This is a genomic window from Ahniella affigens (assembly GCF_003015185.1).
GTDB lineage: Bacteria > Pseudomonadota > Gammaproteobacteria > Xanthomonadales > Ahniellaceae > Ahniella > Ahniella affigens.
This window is the reverse complement of the sequence record NZ_CP027860.1, coordinates 3,438,609-3,460,000: the sequence shown is the minus strand read 5'-3', so window position 1 is coordinate 3,460,000 and position 21,392 is coordinate 3,438,609. Positions and strand designations below refer to the sequence as shown.

The 21,392-nt window shown below is 58.9% G+C and carries 15 protein-coding genes, 2 tRNA genes and 2 rRNA genes; 17 read left to right on the top strand and 2 right to left on the bottom strand.

What is annotated here, in order from left to right:
* The first annotated feature begins 247 nt into the window (after positions 1-247).
* The 16 genes from C7S18_RS13395 (at position 248) to C7S18_RS13320 (ending at position 18,160) form a co-directional block, all read left to right on the top strand.
* Positions 248-3,118 (top strand): 23S ribosomal RNA (locus tag C7S18_RS13395).
* A gap of 158 nt (positions 3,119-3,276) precedes the next feature.
* A 5S ribosomal RNA gene (gene rrf / locus C7S18_RS13390) occupies positions 3,277-3,391 on the top strand.
* Positions 3,392-3,540: 149 nt separating this feature from the next.
* A tRNA-Val gene (locus tag C7S18_RS13385) sits at positions 3,541-3,615 on the top strand.
* A gap of 145 nt (positions 3,616-3,760) precedes the next feature.
* Positions 3,761-5,665 (top strand): threonine--tRNA ligase, encoded by a 1,905-nt coding sequence (gene thrS, locus C7S18_RS13380; RefSeq protein WP_106892046.1) that lies wholly within the window; start codon positions 3,761-3,763, stop codon positions 5,663-5,665.
* Between the two features lie 191 nt (positions 5,666-5,856).
* On the top strand, positions 5,857-6,381 hold the full coding sequence (gene infC / locus C7S18_RS13375) for a translation initiation factor IF-3 (protein WP_240624042.1): 525 nt from the start codon (positions 5,857-5,859) through the stop codon (positions 6,379-6,381).
* A gap of 237 nt (positions 6,382-6,618) precedes the next feature.
* Positions 6,619-6,822, top strand: coding sequence for a 50S ribosomal protein L35 (gene rpmI / locus C7S18_RS13370; RefSeq protein WP_106892044.1), 204 nt, complete (start codon positions 6,619-6,621; stop codon positions 6,820-6,822).
* 16 nt (positions 6,823-6,838) lie between these two features.
* Complete coding sequence (gene rplT, locus C7S18_RS13365; protein ID WP_106892043.1) at positions 6,839-7,198, top strand: 50S ribosomal protein L20; 360 nt, start codon at positions 6,839-6,841, stop codon at positions 7,196-7,198.
* A 122-nt stretch (positions 7,199-7,320) separates the two neighbouring features.
* On the top strand, positions 7,321-8,316 hold the full coding sequence (pheS, locus tag C7S18_RS13360) for a phenylalanine--tRNA ligase subunit alpha (protein WP_106892042.1): 996 nt from the start codon (positions 7,321-7,323) through the stop codon (positions 8,314-8,316).
* Between the two features lie 13 nt (positions 8,317-8,329).
* Positions 8,330-10,705: a phenylalanine--tRNA ligase subunit beta gene (gene pheT, locus C7S18_RS13355; RefSeq protein WP_106892041.1), complete on the top strand. Its 2,376-nt coding sequence runs from the start codon at positions 8,330-8,332 to the stop codon at positions 10,703-10,705.
* 1 nt (position 10,706) lies between these two features.
* Positions 10,707-11,009: an integration host factor subunit alpha gene (locus C7S18_RS13350; protein ID WP_106892040.1), complete on the top strand. Its 303-nt coding sequence runs from the start codon at positions 10,707-10,709 to the stop codon at positions 11,007-11,009.
* Positions 10,987-11,343 (top strand): MerR family transcriptional regulator, encoded by a 357-nt coding sequence (locus C7S18_RS13345; RefSeq protein ID WP_106892039.1) that lies wholly within the window; start codon positions 10,987-10,989, stop codon positions 11,341-11,343. Before C7S18_RS13350 ends, C7S18_RS13345 begins: the two co-directional genes overlap by 23 nt.
* A gap of 78 nt (positions 11,344-11,421) precedes the next feature.
* Positions 11,422-11,498 (top strand) — tRNA-Pro (locus tag C7S18_RS13340).
* A 207-nt stretch (positions 11,499-11,705) separates the two neighbouring features.
* Positions 11,706-12,302 carry an LURP-one-related family protein gene (locus C7S18_RS13335; RefSeq protein ID WP_106892038.1) on the top strand — a complete coding sequence of 199 codons (597 nt, stop codon included), beginning with the start codon at positions 11,706-11,708 and terminating at the stop codon, positions 12,300-12,302.
* A 99-nt stretch (positions 12,303-12,401) separates the two neighbouring features.
* Positions 12,402-13,697, top strand: coding sequence for an NCS2 family permease (locus C7S18_RS13330; RefSeq protein WP_106892037.1), 1,296 nt, complete (start codon positions 12,402-12,404; stop codon positions 13,695-13,697).
* Positions 13,698-13,700: 3 nt separating this feature from the next.
* Positions 13,701-17,471, top strand: coding sequence for a sensor histidine kinase (locus C7S18_RS13325; protein ID WP_106892036.1), 3,771 nt, complete (start codon positions 13,701-13,703; stop codon positions 17,469-17,471).
* A gap of 101 nt (positions 17,472-17,572) precedes the next feature.
* Positions 17,573-18,160 (top strand): DUF4124 domain-containing protein, encoded by a 588-nt coding sequence (locus tag C7S18_RS13320; protein WP_106892035.1) that lies wholly within the window; start codon positions 17,573-17,575, stop codon positions 18,158-18,160.
* Here the strand turns inward: C7S18_RS13320 and C7S18_RS13315 are convergent.
* Together C7S18_RS13315 and C7S18_RS13310 are read right to left on the bottom strand one after the other, a co-directional pair.
* Complete coding sequence (locus C7S18_RS13315) at positions 18,139-18,513, bottom strand: hypothetical protein (protein ID WP_106892034.1); 375 nt, start codon at positions 18,511-18,513, stop codon at positions 18,139-18,141. The two genes, C7S18_RS13320 and C7S18_RS13315, sit on opposite strands and share 22 nt — an antisense overlap.
* The gene (locus C7S18_RS13310) at positions 18,510-18,950 is read right to left on the bottom strand and encodes a YbbD-related protein (protein ID WP_106892033.1); all 441 of its coding nucleotides are present in this window, start codon (positions 18,948-18,950) and stop codon (positions 18,510-18,512) included. The genes C7S18_RS13315 and C7S18_RS13310 overlap by 4 nt, the downstream gene beginning before the upstream one ends.
* Positions 18,951-19,335: 385 nt before the next feature.
* On the opposite strand from C7S18_RS13310, the gene C7S18_RS13305 reads away from it, so the two are divergent.
* Positions 19,336-21,270 carry a lipase family protein gene (locus C7S18_RS13305; protein WP_106892032.1) on the top strand — a complete coding sequence of 645 codons (1,935 nt, stop codon included), beginning with the start codon at positions 19,336-19,338 and terminating at the stop codon, positions 21,268-21,270.
* Positions 21,271-21,392 lie beyond the last annotated feature (122 nt).

Sequence of the window (21,392 nt, the reverse complement as noted above, 5' to 3'; positions counted from 1 at the left end):
ATGACCAACCCAAGCATTTTTTGAGTCTGACGCTGAAGTCTGACTCAGTTCTTTGACAAGATGGGACGTAACAAGCGTTTGGGGCTCTGCTCCATGCGTGTGGAGAGATGGCGCGACGGAAGTCGGGTTGTTTTGAAGCATTGCATGTCAAGCATAGAGCTTTGAATGTGTCGTTGAGGCAAGTAAGCGAGAATGTAGAGGTTTGCTTTCTTGTAACTTTGAGCGCGAAGGCGTTTTGGGGTTATAGGATCAAGTGAACAAGCGCAGACGGTGGATGCCTTGGCGGTCAGCGGCGATGAAGGACGTGGCAGCCTGCGAAAAGCTTCGGGGAGTCGGCAACAGACTTTGATCCGGAGATGTCCGAATGGGGAAACCCACCGCGCAAGCGGTATCTCAATCTGAATACATAGGGTTGGGAAGCAAACCTGGAGAACTGAAATATCTCAGTACCCAGAGGAAAAGAAATCAACCGAGATTCCCCCAGTAGTGACGAGCGAACGGGGAGCAGCCCAAAAGTGCATTGTGTTTTAACAAAATGGGATGGAAAGCCCAGCCATAGAAGGTGATAGCCCTGTATGTGAAAGGGCACAGTGCATGAAATTGAGTAAGGCGGGGCACGAGAAACCCTGTCTGAACATGGGGGGACCATCCTCCAAGGCTAAATACGACTGACCGACCGATAGTGAACCAGTACCGTGAGGGAAAGGCGAAAAGAACCCCGGTGAGGGGAGTGAAATAGAACCTGAAACCGTCTGTGTACAAGCAGTGGAAGCCCTTCGGGGCGACTGCGTACCTTTTGTATAATGGGTCAGCGACTTACTGTTCGTGGCAAGCTTAACCGTATAGGGGAGGCGAAGGGAAACCGAGTCTGATAAGGGCGCATAGTCGCGGGCAGTAGACCCGAAACCAGGTGATCTAGCCATGCCCAGGGTGAAGGTGCCGTAACAGGCACTGGAGGCCCGAACCCACTCCCGTTGCAAAGGTAGGGGATGAGGTGTGGCTAGGAGTGAAAAGCTAATCGAACCTGGAGATAGCTGGTTCTCCTCGAAAGCTATTTAGGTAGCGCCTCATATGAATCCTCTCGGGGGTAGAGCACTGTTATGGCTAGCGGGTCATCGCGACTTAGCAAACCATTGCAAACTCCGAATACCGAGACGGAATGTATGGGAGACACACGGCGGGTGCGAACGTCCGTCGTGAAAAGGGAAACAACCCAGACCTACAGCTAAGGTCCCCAAATTACCGCTCAGTGGAAAACGATGTGGGAAGGCAAAAACAGCCAGGAGGTTGGCTTAGAAGCAGCCACCCTTTAAAGAAAGCGTAATAGCTCACTGGTCGAGTCGGCCTGCGCGGAAGATTTAACGGGGCTAAGCGGTATACCGAAGCTTAGGGTGCACAGCAATGTGCGCGGTAGAGGAGCGTTCTGTAAGCCTGTGAAGGTGGATTGTAAAGTCTGCTGGAGGTATCAGAAGTGCGAATGCTGACATGAGTAACGATAAAGCGGGTTAAAAGCCCGCTCGCCGAAAGCCCAAGGGTTCCTTGCGCAACGTTAATCGACGCAGGGTTAGTCGGGTCCTAAGACGAGGCGGAGACGCGTAGTCGATGGCAAGCTGGTTAATATTCCAGCACCTCGCGTAAGTGCGACGGGATGACGGAGAAGGTTAGGTGTACCGGGCGTTGGTTGTCCCGGGGAAAGTCGGTAGGCGGATCCTTTAGGCAAATCCGGAGGGTCATACGCCGAGCAACGAGACCAGGCCATTAGGCTGAAGTCACCGATACCACGCTTCCAGGAAAAGTCTCTAAGCTTCAGCTTACGCAGTCCGTACCGTAAACCGACACAGGTAGGCAGGGTGAGAATCCCAAGGCGCTTGAGAGAACTCGGGTGAAGGAACTAGGCAACATAGCACCGTAACTTCGGGAGAAGGTGCGCCCAGTATCGTGATGATGTGCATCATTGAGCGATATTGGGCCGCAGTGACCAGGCCGCTGCGACTGTTTATCAAAAACACAGCACTCTGCAAACACGAAAGTGGACGTATAGGGTGTGACGCCTGCCCGGTGCTGGAAGGTTAATTGATGGGGTTAGCGCAAGCGAAGCTCTTGATCGAAGCCCCAGTAAACGGCGGCCGTAACTATAACGGTCCTAAGGTAGCGAAATTCCTTGTCGGGTAAGTTCCGACCTGCACGAATGGCGTAACGACAGCGGCGCTGTCTCCACCCGAGACTCAGTGAAATTGAAATCGCTGTGAAGATGCAGCGTTCCCGCGGCAAGACGGAAAGACCCCGTGAACCTTTACTATAGCTTTACATTGAACGTTGAGTTCGTCTGTGTAGGATAGGTGGGAGCCTTTGAAGTGCTGGCGCTAGCTGGCATGGAGGCAACCTTGAAATACCACCCTGATGTGCTCGACGTTCTAACCTCGACCCGTTATCCGGGTCAGGGACCATGTATGGTGGGTAGTTTGACTGGGGCGGTCTCCTCCCAAAGAGTAACGGAGGAGCACGAAGGTGCGCTCAGCACGGTCGGACATCGTGCAGTGTGTGTAAAGGCATAAGCGCGCTTGACTGCGAGATCGACGGATCAAGCAGGTACGAAAGTAGGTCTTAGTGATCCGGTGGTTCTGTATGGAAGGGCCATCGCTCAACGGATAAAAGGTACTCCGGGGATAACAGGCTGATACCGCCCAAGAGTTCATATCGACGGCGGTGTTTGGCACCTCGATGTCGGCTCATCGCATCCTGGGGCTGTAGTCGGTCCCAAGGGTATGGCTGTTCGCCATTTAAAGCGGTACGCGAGCTGGGTTCAGAACGTCGTGAGACAGTTCGGTCCCTATCTGTCGTGGGCGTTGGAGGTTTGAGAGGGGCTGCTCCTAGTACGAGAGGACCGGAGTGGACGTATCTCTGGTGTTCCGGTTGTCACGCCAGTGGCACTGCCGGGTAGCTATATACGGAAGAGATAACCGCTGAAAGCATCTAAGCGGGAAACTCGCCTCAAGATGAGACCTCCCGGGACTTAAGTCCCCTAAAGGAACGATCTAGACTAGGTCGTTGATAGGCTGGGTGTGTACAACCGTAAGGTTCAGCTAACCAGTACTAATGATCCGTGTGGCTTGATCCTATAACCTCAAGACGCTTCAGTTCCTATATGGAACGCTTCCTCAACGAAGCATCCAAAGCATTCCCAAACTGCTTACCGGTAAATCCGAATAAGCAAACTCGTTACGTCCCATCACCCCATGCGAGCACGCGCTCCAACAGCGCGTCTCCAATCGAATCCTTGGCGGCCATAGCGGTGTGGTCCCACCTGTTCCCATCCCGAACACAGAAGTGAAACGCACCCGCGCCGATGGTAGTGTGGCTTAAGCCATGCAAGAGTAGGTCACTGCCAAGGTCCTATTGCAAGACACGAAGCCCGCGCAAGCGGGCTTTCGTTTTTCTAAAGATTGTAGATTGGCCCGCGTTCACCGACCCCGAACGCACCAATCCGTGTTTCAAAGCTTGCCTCGCGAATGCTTGCGCTGCTAGAATCACGATCCCTTCGGGCGCATAGCTCAGCGGTAGAGCACTACCTTGACATGGTAGGGGTCACAGGTTCGATCCCTGTTGCGCCCACCACTTTTCCGAAGCGAGTCGTAGTTCCAAGAACACGATCACCATGACGCGAGTAACCCTTTCAAATCACTGATTGGCGATGCGCGGGCTTCCCCGAAAAAGGGCGCACATCGCGCCCTTTTTTGTTGTCTTGAATTTGGAGTTAAATATGCTGGCAGTAGTGCTCCCCGACGGCAGTAAACGTGAGTTCGAACAGGCCGTGACGGTTGCTGACGTCGCCGCCAACATTGGCGCGGGTCTCGCCAAGGCAGCGCTCGCGGGTAAGGTGAACGGCAAGCTGGTCGATCTGTCGTATCGCATCGAGTCGGACGTCGCCCTAGAGATCGTTACCGAAAAGCATCCTGATGCGCTCGAAGTCCTGCGCCATTCCACGGCGCATCTACTGGCGCAAGCCACGCAGCGCCTGTTTCCGGATACCCAAGTGACGATCGGTCCGGTCGTCGATAACGGCTTCTACTACGACTTTGCCCGTAAGACCCCGTTTTCGCCGGAAGATTTGGCGAAGATCCAGGCCGAGATGGAAACGATCGTCAAGGAAGGTCTGCCAGTGAGTCGTAGCGTCATGAGCCGCGACGAGGCCGTGTCGTTTTTCAAGAACAAGGGCGAGCACTACAAGGCTGAGATCATCGAGAGCATCCCGTCGAATGAAGAGCTGTCGCTCTACTCGCAAGGTGAGTTCATCGATCTGTGCCGCGGACCGCATGTCCCCAATACGGGCAAGTTGCGCGCGTTCAAACTGATGAAGCTCGCGGGCGCTTATTGGCGTGGCGATGCGAAGAACGAGATGCTGCAACGTGTCTACGGCACGGCGTGGTTGAACGACAAGGATTTGAAGGCGTACCTGACGCAACTCGAAGAAGCGGAGAAGCGCGATCACCGCAAACTTGGCAAGCAACTGCACCTGTTTCACATGCAGGATGAAGCGCCGGGCTTGGTGTTTTGGCATCCGAAGGGCTGGTCGATTTGGCAGGCGGTGGAGCAGTACATGCGCCGGGTCTACAAGAAGTCCGGCTACCAGGAAGTGCGTTGCCCGCAGATCCTGGATGTGTCGCTGTGGCAGCGCTCGGGCCATTGGGACAACTACAAAGAAAACATGTTCATCACCGAGTCCGAGAAGCGGACGTACGCGGTGAAGCCGATGAACTGCCCGGGTCACATCCAGGTGTTCAACACGGGCCTGCACAGCTATCGCGAATTGCCGATCCGCTACGGCGAGTTTGGTTCGTGCCATCGCAACGAAGCCTCCGGCGCGCTGCACGGCATCTTGCGTGTGCGCGGCTTTACCCAGGACGATGGCCACATCTTCTGCACCGAAGATCAGATCGAGTCCGAGGTCAGTGCGTTCCACGAGCAAGCGTTGAAGGTCTACGGCGACTTCGGCTTCCAGGAGCTACAAGTCAAGATCGCGCTGCGTCCGGAAAAGCGCCTGGGCGATGACGTGACTTGGGACAAGGCCGAGGGCGCACTGCGTGCCGCACTAGCCAAGGCCGGCGTCGAATGGCAGGAGCTGCCGGGCGAAGGGGCGTTCTACGGCCCGAAGATCGAGTATCACCTGAAAGACGCGATCGGCCGCACGTGGCAGCTCGGCACCATGCAGGTGGACTTCATGATGCCGGGTCGCCTCGGCGCCGAATACGTCGCTGAAGATTCGAGCCGACGCACGCCCGTCATGCTGCATCGGGCGATCGTCGGTTCCATGGAGCGCTTCATTGGCATCCTGATCGAAAACTACGCCGGCGCGCTGCCGGTTTGGCTGGCGCCGATCCAGGCCGTGGTGATGAATATCACCGACGCCCAGGCCGAATTCGTGGGTCAAGCTACGAAAACGCTTGTGGATGCGGGTTTGCGGGTAGACGCTGATTTGCGGAACGAAAAAATCGGCTATAAGATTCGTGAACATACGCTTCAGAAAGTGCCCTATCTGTTGGTGGTAGGCGACCGCGAGCGCGACAGCCAAAGCGTTTCGGTCCGCACAACCGCAGGTGAGGACCTCGGGGTCATGAGCCTCGATGCCTTTCTGGGCAAGCTGAAAAGCGAAGGCGTTAAGGCCTGAGCACTCAGTTGGCGCTAAGATAGAGGCCCTGGATACGGGCATGCGTGTCCAGGCGACGGATCCAGGAGGGTCCGTTGGCGGGACAAAACGACTGCGTTTTGTTCCGCCGGGAGCGCGATCGGCCAACAACGGTCGCGAAATTGTCGGGCCAGCTACCGGATGTGGCGGTCCCGATCCATCGTTAGGGAGATATTCGAATCAGTACCGAAAAATTGAACCGCCGGAACAACGAAATCCGTGTTCCGCGAGTGCGCCTGATTGGGCCAGATGGTGAGCAGGTCGGCGTGGTCAGTAAAGATGAGGCCATGCGTATGGCCGCTGACGCCGATATGGACCTCGTTGAGATCGTGCCGAATTCCGATCCGCCAGTGTGCCGGGTCATGGATTTCGGCAAGTTTCGCTTCGAGCAGCAAAAGAAGGCCAATGCTGCAAAGAAAAAGCAGAAACAGATCGAGATCAAGGAACTCAAGTTCCGTCCGACCACGGACGAGGGCGACTACCAGATCAAGCTCCGCAATCTGCGCCGCTTCATTGCCGAGGGCGACAAGGTGAAGATCAACATCCGCTTCAAGGGGCGTGAGTTGGCGCACACTGAGCTCGGCATTGCGATGGCCAAACGGCTCGAAGAGGACTTGAAGGAAGAAGTCACGATTGAGCAGTTTCCGCGCCTTGAAGGCCGGCAGATGGTCATGATGGTCGCGCCCAAGCGCAAATAAGCCACAATTTTTCGGCACTGTTCAGCGGCTTGGGTGCACACCCGGGCCGTTTCTTGTTATTATTGCGGGCTCGCTCTGTCCCATCGGCTTCATTTGGTGGGGCATACGAGTGATCCGGGCTGAGTTCCGGATCAGTTTGACCAGGCAGGCAACTGCCTTATTCGCTTCGACAAGCAGGATGGAAAGTGCGGTTCGCCGCCGCTTGTCCGGGTTTAACAACAACACACAGGTCGTGTCATGGCTAAAACCAAAATCAAGACAAATCGGGCCGCTGCCAAGCGGTTCCGGAAGACCGCATCGGGTAAATTCAAATGCGGTCATGCCTTCAAGAGTCATATCCTGACGAAGAAGTCCACCAAGCGTAAGCGCAATCTGCGCGGCGCCAACCACGTTCGTGCGGAGGACGCAGGTCGCGTCGCACGCATGTTGCCTTATCTCTAAGTTAGGAGACTGAACCATGGCACGCGTCAAACGTGGTGTGATCGCTCGTCGTCGTCACAAGAAAATCATCGGCCAGGCCAAGGGCTATTACAACGCCCGCCGCAAGGTCTTCCGAGTTGCCAAACAGGCTGTTACCAAAGCTGCTCAATACGCCTACATCGGCCGCAAGCAGCGCAAGCGCCAGTTCCGTGCGCTGTGGATTGTCCGCATCAATGCGGGCGCCCGCATGTTCGGTCTGAGCTACAGCCGCCTGATCAATGGCATGAAGAAAGCCAACATCATCATGGACCGTAAGGCCCTGGCTGATCTGGCGGTGCATGACATCAAGGCTTTCGGCGCCGTCGCCGAGAAGGCCAAAGCAGCGCTCGCAGCCTAAGGCTCCGATCCCTGTCGATATCGGACGCTTGCCGCGTCCGCCATCCGTGTCACCACGATGGGGAAAAGGCCTGGCCTTTTCCCCATTCGGTTTTATGAAGTCTGCAAAGAGGGGCGGAGAATATGGACGACCTGAACGTGCGCGTGGACAGCGCCATCCTTGAAGCGGGGCAGGCAGCATCAATCGATGCGCTGGAACACCTGCGTGTGACTTGGCTCGGCAAATCTGGGCTGATCACCGAGCAATTGAAACAACTTGGCAAGCTCGATCCAGAGTCGCGCAAGCGCCAGGGTGAGCAGGTCAATAAGGCCAAGGACGCGTTGCTCGCAGCCATCAGTGCGCGCAAGGTCACGCTCGAGGACGAGAGCTACCGCTCGCGTCTGCAGGCGGAGCGCGTGGATGTCAGCATGCCCGGTCGCAACAGCGAACGCGGCAATACGCACCCCATCACCCGTACGCTCGACCGCATCGTCGACATCTTTGCCCGCCTCGGCTACTCCCAGGCCGACGGTCCGGAAATCGAGGACGATTTCCATAACTTTGAAGCCCTGAATTTCCCTCCGCATCACCCGGCCCGGGCGATGCACGACACGTTCTATTTCCCGGATGGCCGCCTGCTGCGTACGCATACGTCACCGGTGCAGATCCGCGCGATGACCAATCGCGAGCCGCCGATTCGCATCATCGCGGCGGGCAAGGTTTATCGCGCTGACAGCGACCAGACACACACACCGATGTTTCATCAGGTCGAGGGGCTACTGGTCGATGAAACATCGAGCTTTGCCGACCTCAAGGGCACACTGAAGCAGTTCATCACGGCGTTCTTCGAACGCGATTTCGAGATGCGCTTCCGGCCGAGCTACTTCCCGTTTACCGAACCATCGGCTGAAGTCGATATCCGTTGGGAACGTGCAGACGGCTCATTGGGCTGGCTCGAAGTGCTCGGCTGCGGCATGGTGCATCCAAACGTGCTCCGCGCTTGCAAGATCGATCCGGAACGTTACACCGGGTTTGCATTCGGACTCGGCGTCGAGCGCTTTGCGATGCTGCGGTATGGCATCTCCGACCTGCGCAGTCTGTATGAAAACGATATCCGACTGCTGAAGCAGTTCGCCTGATCAGGAGACCTGGATGAAATTCTCTGAAAACTGGCTGCGTTCGCTTGTCGACCTGCGCGTCGCGCGCGATGTGCTGACGCATCGACTCACCATGGCAGGCCTTGAAGTCGAAGGGCTGGAGCCCTTGGGGCAGGGGCTTGATCATGTTGTCGTTGGCGAAATCGTATCGGCCGAACGCCACCCGAATGCGGACAAGCTGCAGGTATGCCTGGTTCATGCCGGCGCAAGCGAGCCCCTGCAGATCGTCTGTGGTGCGCCCAATGCGCGTGTTGGACTGAAGGCGCCTGTCGCGCTCATTGGCGCGAATCTGCCGAACGGCATGGCGATCAAAGCGGCGAAGCTCCGTGGGGTCGACTCATCGGGCATGTTGTGTTCGGCCAAGGAGCTCAAACTTTCGGATGAGTCTTCGGGCCTTCTGGAGCTGCCTGCTGATGCACCGGTGGGACAAGCGCTCGCGCAGTATCTGGACTTGCCGGATGCTGCCATCGAAATCAAGCTGACGCCCAATCGACCGGACTGCCTGGGTCTTGCTGGGTTGGCCAGCGAGCTGCGCGCGTTGTTCGGCCTTGGCCAAGGTGCCGCGACGCAGGCGGCGCCCGTCGCAATCACGCATTCCGACACCCGCGCCGTCCAACTGGCTGCGGCAGAAGACTGCCCGCGCTATCTCGGCCGCATCATCCATGGTGTCAACGCCAAAGCGCCGACGCCACTCTGGATGAAACAACGTCTCGAACGTTCTGGTCTGCGCTCGATCAGCGCGATCGTCGATGCCACGAATTACGTGATGATCGAGCTTGGACAGCCGATGCACGCGTTTGATCACGCGAAGCTCCATGGCGGCATCGTCGTGCGGCGTGCACGGGATCAGGAACAGATCAAGCTGTTGGATGAACGCGTGGTGTCGTTGACGCCGGAATTTCTGGTGATTGCCGACGAGCAGGCGGCACAGGCAGTGGCCGGTGTGATGGGTGGTCACGCGTCCCGTGTGACCGATGACACCACTGCGATCTATCTGGAAGCGGCCCATTTCGCGCCGCCGGCCATCATCGGACGTGCGCGCAAGCTTGGCATGCATACCGACGCGTCGCACCGGTTCGAACGTGGCGTCGATCCGGAATTGCCCGCGCAGGCGATCGAGCGCCTGAGTCAGCTGATTGTCGAGATGTGTGGTGGTCAAGCAGGTCCGGTGCATGGCGCCGAATCACTGCCGCATCTGCCAAAGCGGCCGCCCGTGCATTTGCGCCGGGCGCGCCTGCAGCGCGTGATTGGGATGCAGATTGCGGATGTCGCAGTCGAGAATCTGTTCCGCGCGCTCGATATGCACGTTGCGAATACCGCCGAAGGCTGGCAGGTGACGCCGCCGTCGCGACGGTTCGACATCGAAATCGAGGAAGATCTGATTGAGGAAGTGGCCCGCATACATGGCTATGACAGCGTGCCGACCAACGTCCCGCGTGGCGAGTTGGCCTTGAAGATCGAGCCCGAAGCCAAGGTCAAGAACGCTCAGGTCCGTCAGGCATTGTTGTCCCGCGGCTACCTTGAGGTACTGAACTTCAGCTTCCTGTCGGTCGAGGCCCTGCAAACCTGGGGCTTGGACCAATCGGCCGTTGCCCTGTCGAACCCGCTGAACGCCGATTTGGCGGTGATGCGTCCCAGTTTGCTACCAGGCCTGATCAGTAATCTGAAATTCAATGCCGCTCGTCAGGTTGAGCGGCTCCGGTTGTTTGAGCTGGGCAAGGTTTTTCGGGCCCACGAGCCGCCGGTGGAAACTCCCCGAATCGCCGGTGTGATCACTGGCAATGCCCGCGCCGAGCAATGGGCTGAGCCACGTCGGTCGGTCGACTTCTTTGATTTGAAAGGAGATGTCGAGCACGTGCTGGCATTGGCCGGCCCGGCTGATTACCGGTTCGAACCCACCGATCTGCACTTTCTGCACGCCGGTCGTTCGGCGTCGGTATTCCGTGGCGCCGAGCGCGTCGGCTTCATCGGATGCCTCGATCCGCGTCTGGCGAAAAAGCTCGATCTCGACAGTGACTGCTACGTCTTCGAATTGGATCTTGCACCGATCGTGCAACGAAAAGTTCCGAAATCTGCCGAAATTTCGCGGTTTCCGTCGGTTAGGCGCGATCTTGCGATGGTCGTCCAGCAGGCGGTGCCAGCCAGTCAGATGAAATCGGTCGCAGTCGCCGCTGCGGGTCCAGAACTCAAGGAAATCTTTGTTTTCGATGAGTTTGTTGGAAAAGGTTTGCCCGAAGGCACAAGAAGTTTGGCTATGGGCTTGATTTTGCAGGACGAATCGCGGACGCTTACGGATGCCGACGTTGAGCCCGTGATGGCTCGAATCGTGACGGCACTCGAAAAATCACTGGGAGCGAAGTTGCGGGGCTGACATGACGCTGACGAAAGCAGAACTCTCTGAACGACTATTCGACCATGTCGGTCTCAACAAGCGTGAGGCCAAGGAATTTGTCGACGCCTTTTTTGAGGTGCTTCGTGATGCCTTGGAAAACGGCCATGCCGTCAAGCTGTCGGGATTCGGCAATTTTGACCTCAGACAAAAGAATCAACGCCCGGGACGAAACCCCAAGACTGGCGAGGAGATCCCGATCTCAGCGCGCCGCGTGGTGACGTTCCGTCCAGGGCAAAAGCTAAAGGCGCGAGTTGAGTCCTATGTTGGACCAAGCCAGCAATAACGAACTGCCGGCCATTCCGGCCAAGCGCTACTTCACGATTGGTGAAGTGAGCGACTTGTGTGGCGTCAAGCCGCACGTCCTGCGCTATTGGGAGCAGGAATTTGCCAGTCTGAACCCGGTCAAGCGCCGGGGCAATCGGCGCTATTACCAGCGGCACGATGTGCTGATGATTCGTCAGATTAGAAGCCTTCTTTATGACCAGGGTTTTACCATTGGTGGCGCCCGGCAGCGGCTGGAAGGCACGCAGGGAAAGGCTGAAGCGAGCCTGTCCTCGCAAGTGGTCCGACAGGTCCGCATGGAGCTCGAAGAGGTGCTGCAGCTGTTGAAACGCTAAGCGCCCTTGTTCGCGCACAATGTGTGGTTGTGAAACTGGCGCATTGTCGGCACAATGGCGCACTCAGTCTTGCTGACTCGGGGCGTAGCGCAGCCTGGTAGCGCACTAGCATGGGGTGCTAGGGGTCGTGAGTTCGAATCTCACCGTCCCGACCAATTACACAGCAAGACTAAGGTGTGTGGCGTCGTCCATCCACCTCGCAGCGCGGCCCGCCTACTGGTGGGCCGTTTTGCTTTGCGGGCCACCTCGTGCTGGATTGTTCGGTTCGACACTGCGGGCAGCAACGATGGTGGCAGCCCAGCGCGACTGCCGACAACCAAGCAATCGTCGCTATCATCGCGTGATCCTGGATCGAGGCTGGCATGCGCTACCAATACCCACTATCTCTGACCTTCAAGATCACAACGTTGTCCAGCGACTTCAGCGTCACCGACGTCCACGACAATCTCCTGTTCTACGTGCGGCAGAAAATGTTCAAACTGCGCGAAGAGCTGACGGTCAGCCGGGACGCGACCGAAGCGCAGAAGCTCTACACGATCAAGGCAAACCAGTGGCTCGACTTTTCGGCGTCCTACGGTTTCGTCAATGCGGCCGGCGAGTTTCTCGGCAGCGTCGCGCGCAAGGGCTGGGCGTCGATCTTCAAGGCGCACTACGAGGTCTTTGATGCCGAGCGGCAGCTTTGCTACACGATTCGCGAAGAGAACGCCTGGATCAAGGTTCTCGATGCCATCTTTGGCGATATTCCAATCATCGGCCTCTTCTCGGGCTACGTGTTCAACCCCGCATACTTGGTGACTGACCATACCCAACTGGTTGCCGTGCGGCTGGTCAAGCAGCCGTCATTGCTGGGTCGCCGATTCAAGTTGGAGAAGATGTCCGGGTTTCGCAGCACTGCGGACGAGGAGCGCGTCCTGCTCGCGTTATCGATGCTGTTGATGCTGGAGCGTCAGCGCGGCTGACCTTGACGACGGCTGTTTTGGGCTTTTCGCAGGCGGCATTGCAGGCAGGGAAATTCACGCAGTAGCATCGGCTGACACGCACGCGAGGGAGCGGGGACAATGCTGGAGCGTTTGTTTGCGATCAAGGCCCAAGGCAGCACCGTACGCACCGAATTGGTCGCCGGGCTGACGACGTTCTTGGCGATGGCCTACATCATGTTCGTCAATCCGGACATTCTGTCGGCTGCGGGGATGCCCAAAGACTCGGTATTTGTCGCGACGTGTCTCGCGGCCGCCGTTGGCTCGCTGATCATGGGGCTGTATGCGAACTATCCGATCGCGCTGGCACCTGGCATGGGGCTCAACGCGTACTTTGCGTTCGAAGTCGTCGGGCGCCTTGGTTACTCGTGGCAAGCGGCGCTCGGTGCGGTGTTTGTTTCCGGTTGTCTGTTCTTGTTGATCAGCTTGTTCAAGATCCGCGAGTGGTTGGTCAATGCCATTCCACGATCACAGAAGCTCGCGATCTCGGCGGGCATTGGCCTGTTCCTGGCCCTGATCGGCATGAAGAATGCCGGACTGGTGGTCGATCATCCGGCGACGCTGCTCACGGTGGGCAACCTGCATCAACCGACGTTACTGTTGGCGCTCGCGGGTCTGATCGCCATCGTCGTGCTCGAATATCGCAAGGTGCGCGGTGGCGTCATCATTGGCGTGCTCGGGGTCACGTTGATTGCCATATTCAGTGGTTTGAGTCCGTTTGCAGGGGTGGTGTCGATGCCACCGTCGCTTGCGCCCACGCTGTTCGCGATGGACATCCAGGGCGCCCTGCAACTCGGGCTGCTGTCGGTGGTGATGACGTTCTTCCTCGTCGAAGTGTTCGATGCCACGGGCACGTTGATCGGGGTAGCCCATCGCGCTGGATTGTTGGACCGCGAGGGCAAGCTGCCGCGCGTCAATCGCGCCTTGATGGCCGATTCCTCAGCAATCGCGATTGGTGCGGCGCTTGGAACGTCCTCGACGACGGCATACATCGAAAGCGCAGCCGGTACGAGCGTTGGTGGTCGCACGGGGCTCACTGCGGTCGTGGTCGGCGGCCTGTTCCTGCTGTCGCTGTTCCTCTCGCCACTTGCGGGCAGCGTACCGGCTTTTGCAACGGCCCCGGCGCTCATTTATGTCGCGATACTGATGAGCCGTGGGCTCGCTGAAATCCAATGGGATGACCTCACGGAATCGGCTCCAGCGGTGCTCTGCGCGCTCGCGATGCCGTTCTTGTTCTCCATCGCGCATGGCATTGCCGTGGGCTTCGTGAGTTACGTGCTGATCAAGTTGTTGTCTGGGCGCGCGCGCGAGATTCCGCTCGCCATGTGGGTCATCGCGGCCGTATTTGTGGCCAAGTTCAGTTTCCTGGCGGGGTAGACCATGGACCCGCGTGGTCTGGCGCGCTGGGGACTGAGCCTGCTGTTGCTGCTCAGTACCGAGGCTCTGGCGCTCGATCGCAATCAGGTCCGATTTCGCTCGTTCAACATCGATCGTGGATTGTCGAGTTCGACCGCCCGCGATTTGGTTCAAGATGCAACGGGTCAAATCTGGATCGGTACGCAGGATGGCCTGAATCGTTACGACGGCTATGGCTTCACCGTGTTTGCGCATGATCCGGATGACCCGCATTCGATTTCGGCCGATCATGTCACCAGCCTGGCCGCCACCGATGCCAGCAGTCTTTGGGTCGGCACAGTCGCGGGTGGGCTCAATCAACTGAATCTCGCCAGCGGCCGCTTTGTTCGGCTGCAAGCTGGGGCCAAGGGCCCGTTGTTGTCGAACAACGTCAGCGACTTGCTGGTCGACCGGCACGGCGACCTTTGGGTGGCGACCGTCGACGGCGGCTTGCAGCGGCGCGATCGCGACAGCGGCGCGTTTGTGACCCTGGCCTACGACAACGCCTGTATGCAGCGCATTCGAACGATGGTGGAGCTGGCCAACGGCGATCTCCTGATTGCATGCGATGGGCAATTGCTGAAGCGGGATGGCACCAGTGGCGCGATCAATCAGTGGCCCGATCCGGCACTGAACAACTGGCCCAAGGGGCTCACGCCCGTCGCACTCGCGGAGTTGCCCAACGGACGCATCATGGTCGGCGATGCCCGACTCGGCCTCTGGGAGTTTGCGCCCGACGGAGTATTGTTCGCCCGGCACCAGCATCACGACGAACAACCCGACAGTCTGGTCCATGATCAGATCACGCGGATGTTGGTGACCCGCACGGGCGAACTCTGGGTCGGCACGTTCGACGGGCTGTCGTATTACCGCGGCAGCGGCCAGTTTTTGAACTTCCGGCATGATGCGGCCAACAATGCGAGTCTGCCGGCGAATCGCATTCCGTCGCTGCTCGAAGATCGTCAGGGGCAGATCTGGGTTGGCACCTGGACGGCTGGCTTCGCCGTGCACAATCCGGCTACGCGCGCGCTGCGCCTCGTTCGTCATCGCCAAGATGATGCGACGAGCCTGCCGAGCAATCCAGTTCGCGCGCTGCACCGCGAATCCGACGGCAGCCTGTGGCTCGGTTTGTTCGAAGGCGGGGGCTTGGTCCAACTGGACCCTGACCTGAATGTCGTGAAGCACTTTCAGCATCGCGCTCAAGATCCGCGCTCGTTGCCAGACAACAACGTGCAAGCGGTCATGAAAGATACCGAGGGGGCGATTTGGGTCGCGACCGTCGCCGGCGGTGTCGGTCGGATGCCGGCAGGAAGCCCCGACTTCGAGACCTTCGTTGGAACCGGTCAAGGGCTGGATAGCACCGGTGCGCGCGCGCTGATGCAAACTCATGATCAGGCCATCTGGGTGGGCACCGACGATGCCGGTGTCAAAGTGCGTTGTCGCACCTGTCCGGCGTTTCAACCGCTATCCGAGATGCTTGGCAGTCACGATACGGGCTTGGACCGCAGCTTCATCAACGTCATGTTCGAAGACCGTCGGCACCGGGTCTGGATCGGACTCAACGGCACCGGCCTGGCCCGGATTGATCCGGCGCGGCAGACAATGACCCGTTTTCGCGCCGACGCCAATGATCCGGGCGCGCTGCCCAGCGACGTCGTCACCGACGTGCATGAAACCGCCTCTGGCACGATCTGGATTGCGACGCAGGGCAGCGGTGTCGCGGAAGTCATCGAAACCGATCCCGCGGAGACTCCGCGCTTTCGCGCGATCGGCAAACGCGAAGGGCTGTCTGCCAGTGCCGTAGGCAGCCTGTTGGAAGATGCCCGGGGCAAGATCTGGGTGGCAAGTATCGTCGGGATTGATGAACTCGATCCGGTCACGGGCAAGATTCGGAACTTGCAAGCGAGTGACGGCTTCGATCGCTCCGGCTACTTCATCTCAGCGAAAGCGCTAGACCCTGATGGCCGCGTGTTTTTTGGTGGATTGGTCGGATTGGTCGCGTTCCATCCCAAGGACTTTCGCCCGAGCGAGTTGGCACCATCGGTGACGCTGACCGACGTGCAAACGGTTTCTGGGCTCGCCCGTCGCGCCGATGCGCGGCAGCGCATGCACGCGGCGTTTCTGGATGAGCTCGTGCTGCAGCCCGACGAGACCGATTGGGCGGTCAGTTTTTCCACCATGGATTTTCTGGGTCCGGAGACCACTCGCTACCAATATCGACTGCTTGGCCTCAGCGAACAATGGCTGAGCCTGCCCCGTTCTCAACACAGCGCCTCGTTTACCCACGTGCCGGCCGGGCACTACACCTTCGAAGTGCGTGCCCAGGCTGCCAATAGTCTCGATTTCGGACCCGCGACTGGCCTGCCGGTGACCGTGCTGTCGCCGTGGTGGCAACGTCCCTGGGCGCTGCTCCTGTACGCGCTGACGGCCTTGGCGGTCATCTTGATCATGAGTCGGCGATTCCGGCGCAACCTGGCCGAGCGGGCGCGTCAGCAGGCCGCCATTGCGGCGAACGAGCGGCGTCTGAATTTGTCCCTGTGGGGAAGTCGCGATGAACTCTGGGACTATGACGTCCAGAACGCGTATGTCCGTCGTGACAACCCATTGCCTGGGCTGTTCGCGTCGGAGTTAACGCTGGGCGGGCCGACGCAACTCTTTTTGGCGGCCGTGCATCCGGATGATCGGGATGCGCTGAACCAGGCGTTGCGTGCGCATATTCGCGGCCAGTCGGAGTTTCTCGAAGTCAGTTTTCGGGCTCGCGGTGCTAATGGCGACTGGATCTGGCTCCTGCAGCGCGGCAAGGCGGTCGCCCGTGATGCCAATGGGCGCGCAACGCATCTGATCGGCACGACCCGCGACATCACATCGATCAAACGGGTCGAAGAAGCGTTGCGTCTGTCCAATGAGCAATTGGAAGCCCGTGTCAATGAGCGCACGCACGCATTGACCGAGGCCAATCGCGAATTGCGGCATGCGATGAGTCGCCTTCAAGACACGCAATCGCAACTGATCGAATCCGAGAAACTCGCGTCGCTCGGCGGTTTGGTTGCTGGCGTCGCCCACGAAATCAATACCCCGCTCGGCATTTGTCTCACTGCGGCATCGCATTTGAAGCAGGCCACCGAACAGCTTCAGGAAGCGCGCAGCCGGGGCGATATGACCCGATCCGCGCTGGAGCGCTATGAGCAGAATGCCATCGAAGCGGCGCGGCTGATTCTGAAAAACCTCGAGCGCGCGGTGCAACTGGTGCGGAGCTTCAAGCAAGTGGCCGTCGACCAGGGTAGCGAAGAGCGACGCACGATCAACCTTGGGCAATACCTGGACGAAGTGGCGTTCGCACTCAAGCCCATGCTGAAGCGGACTCCACACCAATTGGCGATTCTGTGCCCCGAAGACATCGTCATTGATACGTACCCGGGCGCGATCTATCAGATCGTCGTGAACTTCGTCAGCAACTCCCTCGCACACGCGTTTGCGGAGGGTCAGCCCGGTCTGCTCCGGCTTAGCGTGCAACCGTTGCCGGGCCAGCGCCTGCAGATCGAGTATGCCGACAACGGCGTTGGCGCAAGCGCTGACGTGTTGAAACGGATCTTTGAACCCTTCTTTACCACCCGGCGGGGCAGCGGCGGCTCCGGGCTTGGCATGCACATCGTCTATAACTTGGTGACCAAATTGTTGAACGGGAGTATCAGCGTTGAAAACGTGCCGGGCCTCAGGTTTCGGATGGTCATGCCGATGGCGCCCCCATCGTCCTGAGCTGGGGCCGGCAATGGTGGGACCTTCACCGAAGATCGCTTCGCACGCTTCTGCAATAGGGTGCGAGCGTGCGGTACATTCATTCTGAACGGAGCAATGCAATGCGGCGGTGCCTTGCGATACCCATGCTCGCGTTGTTTGGTTCTCAGTTTGGCAATGCGCCAAGCGCGCACGCGGAAGCCATTTATCGATGCCAGGGTGCCGATGGCGCTGTGGCCTATCAACAGTCGCCGTGCCCGGGTAGCAAGCCGGACGAGTCCACGATCGAGGTCCGGGCACAACCGATGATGGGCACGGGCGACATCAGCAAGAATCTGGCGGTGCCAGACACTGCCTCGCCGTATGACGCGTATCCCGGCTACGAGCCGAACAAGCGCTATCAGCGCATGCAGACGGAACATGATTTGTACAACGAGCGGATGGATGGCCGTAAATCATGCAAATACGAAGATGGCACGGTGGTGGATATCCGTGCTGACGAAACCTGCATGCCGCGCGAAGATCCAGCGTTTGCAGAGGCCGAGCGGCAGCGGGCCGCGCGTGAACGGGCCGAAGCGGCAGCGCAGCAGCGCAAGAAGGAGCTTGAGTGTCACAACAAGGGCGTGGCGCTACTTGCTAAAGAGCGGTCTAGTATTTCTTGGGACGAAAAGAAGCGATTACGCGAGGCCTACAAAGCCGAGTGTGAGTAGGTTTCAGGTTCGCGCGTGTCGGTAGTGTCAACGCGAACTCGCGGAGAGCCACCAGCATTGACCAAACCGGTGTATCGCAGCCATGCGGCGCAGAATGTCGCATGGCTCTGAAACACCGACTCGTCAGCGCACATCCAGCGCATCACCTTGCCAACATCCGATAGGCATTCGGCACGTTGGCGCGGCGGCGGACCCAGCCAATAATCATCGTGTGAAATGACCGGGTAACCGAGCACATCGAAGCGCCACAGCCAGAGCAATGGATACGCTGCGAGCACCGCCATCATGGCGTAGATCACGACGATGATTCGCCACTCCTGATCCATCCAGATCGATCGGATCAGCTGGTTCACCAGTAGATCCAAACGCGCTCAGCCTGGTTGATGCCAAGCGTGCCAGTACTAAGCGCGCTGGGATCGCGGGCATCGGTGCAGGTAAAGAGTTCAAAGTCGCGTGCAACCTCGTTCCATTCCGGCCACCACGTTGCGCGCAGCCGAGCCGGTGTGGCAGCTGCCAGCACGATGGGATCGCAGTGATCAGGGCGTGGCATCGGTACCCCGCTCGGAAGCTCAAAGCGAAGCACGGAGTCGTTGGTATCCAAATCGTGGCGCTCGCGGATATTGACGGCCGCATCAGGCAACCAGTCCGGAATCCAGCCACGTGTGATGGCACCGTCGGCGTGCGCGGCGCTTGCGGTCTCATAGTGGGTTTCGAATTGCTCGATCGAGCAGCCGGCTAGCGATGTCGCCAGGATTAGCGTCAGATACGTCAGGGGAACTCGGCGGGGCATTGGGCGTTGGCATCGATTGGCGCGATGGTCAGCATGATAGAGGCGCGCGACGTGGCGGAATGCAGGCCTTGCCATTGGCTGCGCCACCGATCCGAAAATTGCCCGAGTACGTCCCGAAGCGGCCTTCAGGCCGACTTTGTCCGGGCCGAATGTGCTGTCCGCGTCGGGGCAGGGAACGGGCGCATGGGTCGAGACGATGTTGGCACGGAGCAATGATAAAACCCGCGCCTCGCTCCGTAGGAACCAATACAGCCGCACGAATTGGGGACAGTCTGGACGGGGCATAGCGGCCTGTTCAGATTGATGCAGAGTCCGGCAGTTGGCTCGACTCTGCACTCGCCATTCGGCTCGACTGTCTTCCCAACCTATATTCGAGGACCGAATCGTGAACACCACCGAAGACCTGCTCCTTTGTCATGCCATTGAAAGCACTCGTAACCAAGCCACCCAGCACGCGCTTGCAGCACTGCTGAACCAAGCCAATCGCGACACGGTGCCAAGCGGCATGCTGCTGACCAGTACGACGCATGCCACGCGCCTCGACTCGCTGACGGGTAGTCCGGATTCGCCGGCACTGACCCAGCTTGAGTTCGAGGCCTTGTATGAATCGTTGTGTGCGAGCGCGATTGGGGGCACCGACCCGATTGGTGGCAAGCTCGACGTGCCGGGGCTGTTGCCGAGTGGCGACGAAGATCATGCGGCAATTGCTGATGCCGATGACCGTGCCGTGGTGCCGATTGTCCTGGTCGACGTGGCGTATGAGCGCTTGCGCAAACGCTGGTTTGCCACGTTGACTCGGTCCGCGAACCCCTCGGATGATTCCGGCGTCGCTGCGACGATGTCTTTGGCCGACGCCGTCGCAAGCAAGCAGGCATTCTTCGCCGGCTTGTTGTTGCCCGCTGACTACGCATTGTTCGCGCGCGTCAATGGCAAGCACTATGGACGATCGATCCGCCTCAGCCTGCCGCAGGATGGTTACCGGGGCAACCGAGGGCGTACGTTGGTGCGCGTTGAGCTTGGTATGCCAGATGGCCAAACCGTGTCGCTCGTGCCCGGTGCGATCCAGGACTATGCGTTTTCGGACATCGGGGAGCAGCAGGTTGTCGTGACCACATTCTTTGACGACGGCGCCGTTCAACACGCGCGTCTGGCGTTTGACGTGGCCGAGTCCGCACCGGTGACGGACGAGGTGTGGACCTTTGCCGATTCATCGAGCCCAACCGCGGCAACGGCATACGTCTACTATGCACGCGTCAACGGACCGCGGCGGACCAAGATCGAAAAACCGGTCCTGATCGCCGAGGGGTTCCCAGGCGGCCGCACCCTGAATCAGCTATGGCCCCTGGTCAACCAAGCGACGTTTGCGCGTGAACTGATTGCGCGCGGTCGCGACATCATCATCCTGGGGTTTCGAGATGGCACGCGCAGCATTCAAGACAGCGCCGCGCTGTATCAAAGTTGCGTGACCACGATCATTCAGAAGAAGAACAACGCCGAAAAGATTGCGGCCGGTGGTGGCAGCATGGGTGGGCTGGTCGCGCGCTACGCCTTGTGCAAAATGGAAAAGGCGGGCATCGATCATCACACCAATTGCTATTTCTCGATTGATACGCCCCATGAGGGCGCGAACATTCCGGTCAGCGCCCAAGCCTTTGTCCAGCTTTATGCCGCCAAGCCCTGTGGTGAGCGTGCCGCCGATTCGGCGCGCCTGATGTCGAGTCCGGCGGCGCAGCAGATGTTGCTCCAGTGGGTACCGCCTTACGCGCAATGGGAGAACGGTCGTAAATATCCGCTGGCGTCGCCCCAGCGCAGCGCGTTTGTGCGCGACCTGCTGGATCAAGGCTGGATGCCGCAGAAGGTTCGGCGTGTCGGCGTGGCGGACGGCGTTGGGACCGGCGTTGGCAACGGGGTGCCGGCCGGGGCACACGCGCTGAATTTCTCATTGTCGATCTTCCATTGGGCCGACATGTGGGCCTCGGGCGAACATGTCGCCAAAGTGGTCGAGATGGTTAACGGTGTCGAGTTCTGGCGCTGGGAACATGGTGGTCAACGCATAGACGGCGCGCCGGGTGGGACGAGCAACACGTGGGAAGAAGCGTGGCGGAGTCTCCCGCGCTGCACGCTTTATCATGCGCGGCATTGCTTCGTGCCCAGTGTGAGTGCTTGTGCGATTGTCAGTGCCGACTTGTATCTGACCGATCTACCGAATCGTCCGTCGGCGCTGCACGCGTTCAAGTGCAGTTCAACGGGCAACCTCGGTCACGTTGTGTTGACGCCCGAGCTGAAGACGTTCTTGGTTGACGAGATCCTGAAGCCTTGAGCACGCGATTCGTGCTGAATGCCGCGCGGTGAGGCAATGCGATTGGGTTCCCAAACAGGACGACGATCGCCGTTTAAATAGGCGTTCCAGTCGCACGAAAAGTACGCTAGGTCGCGCATCAA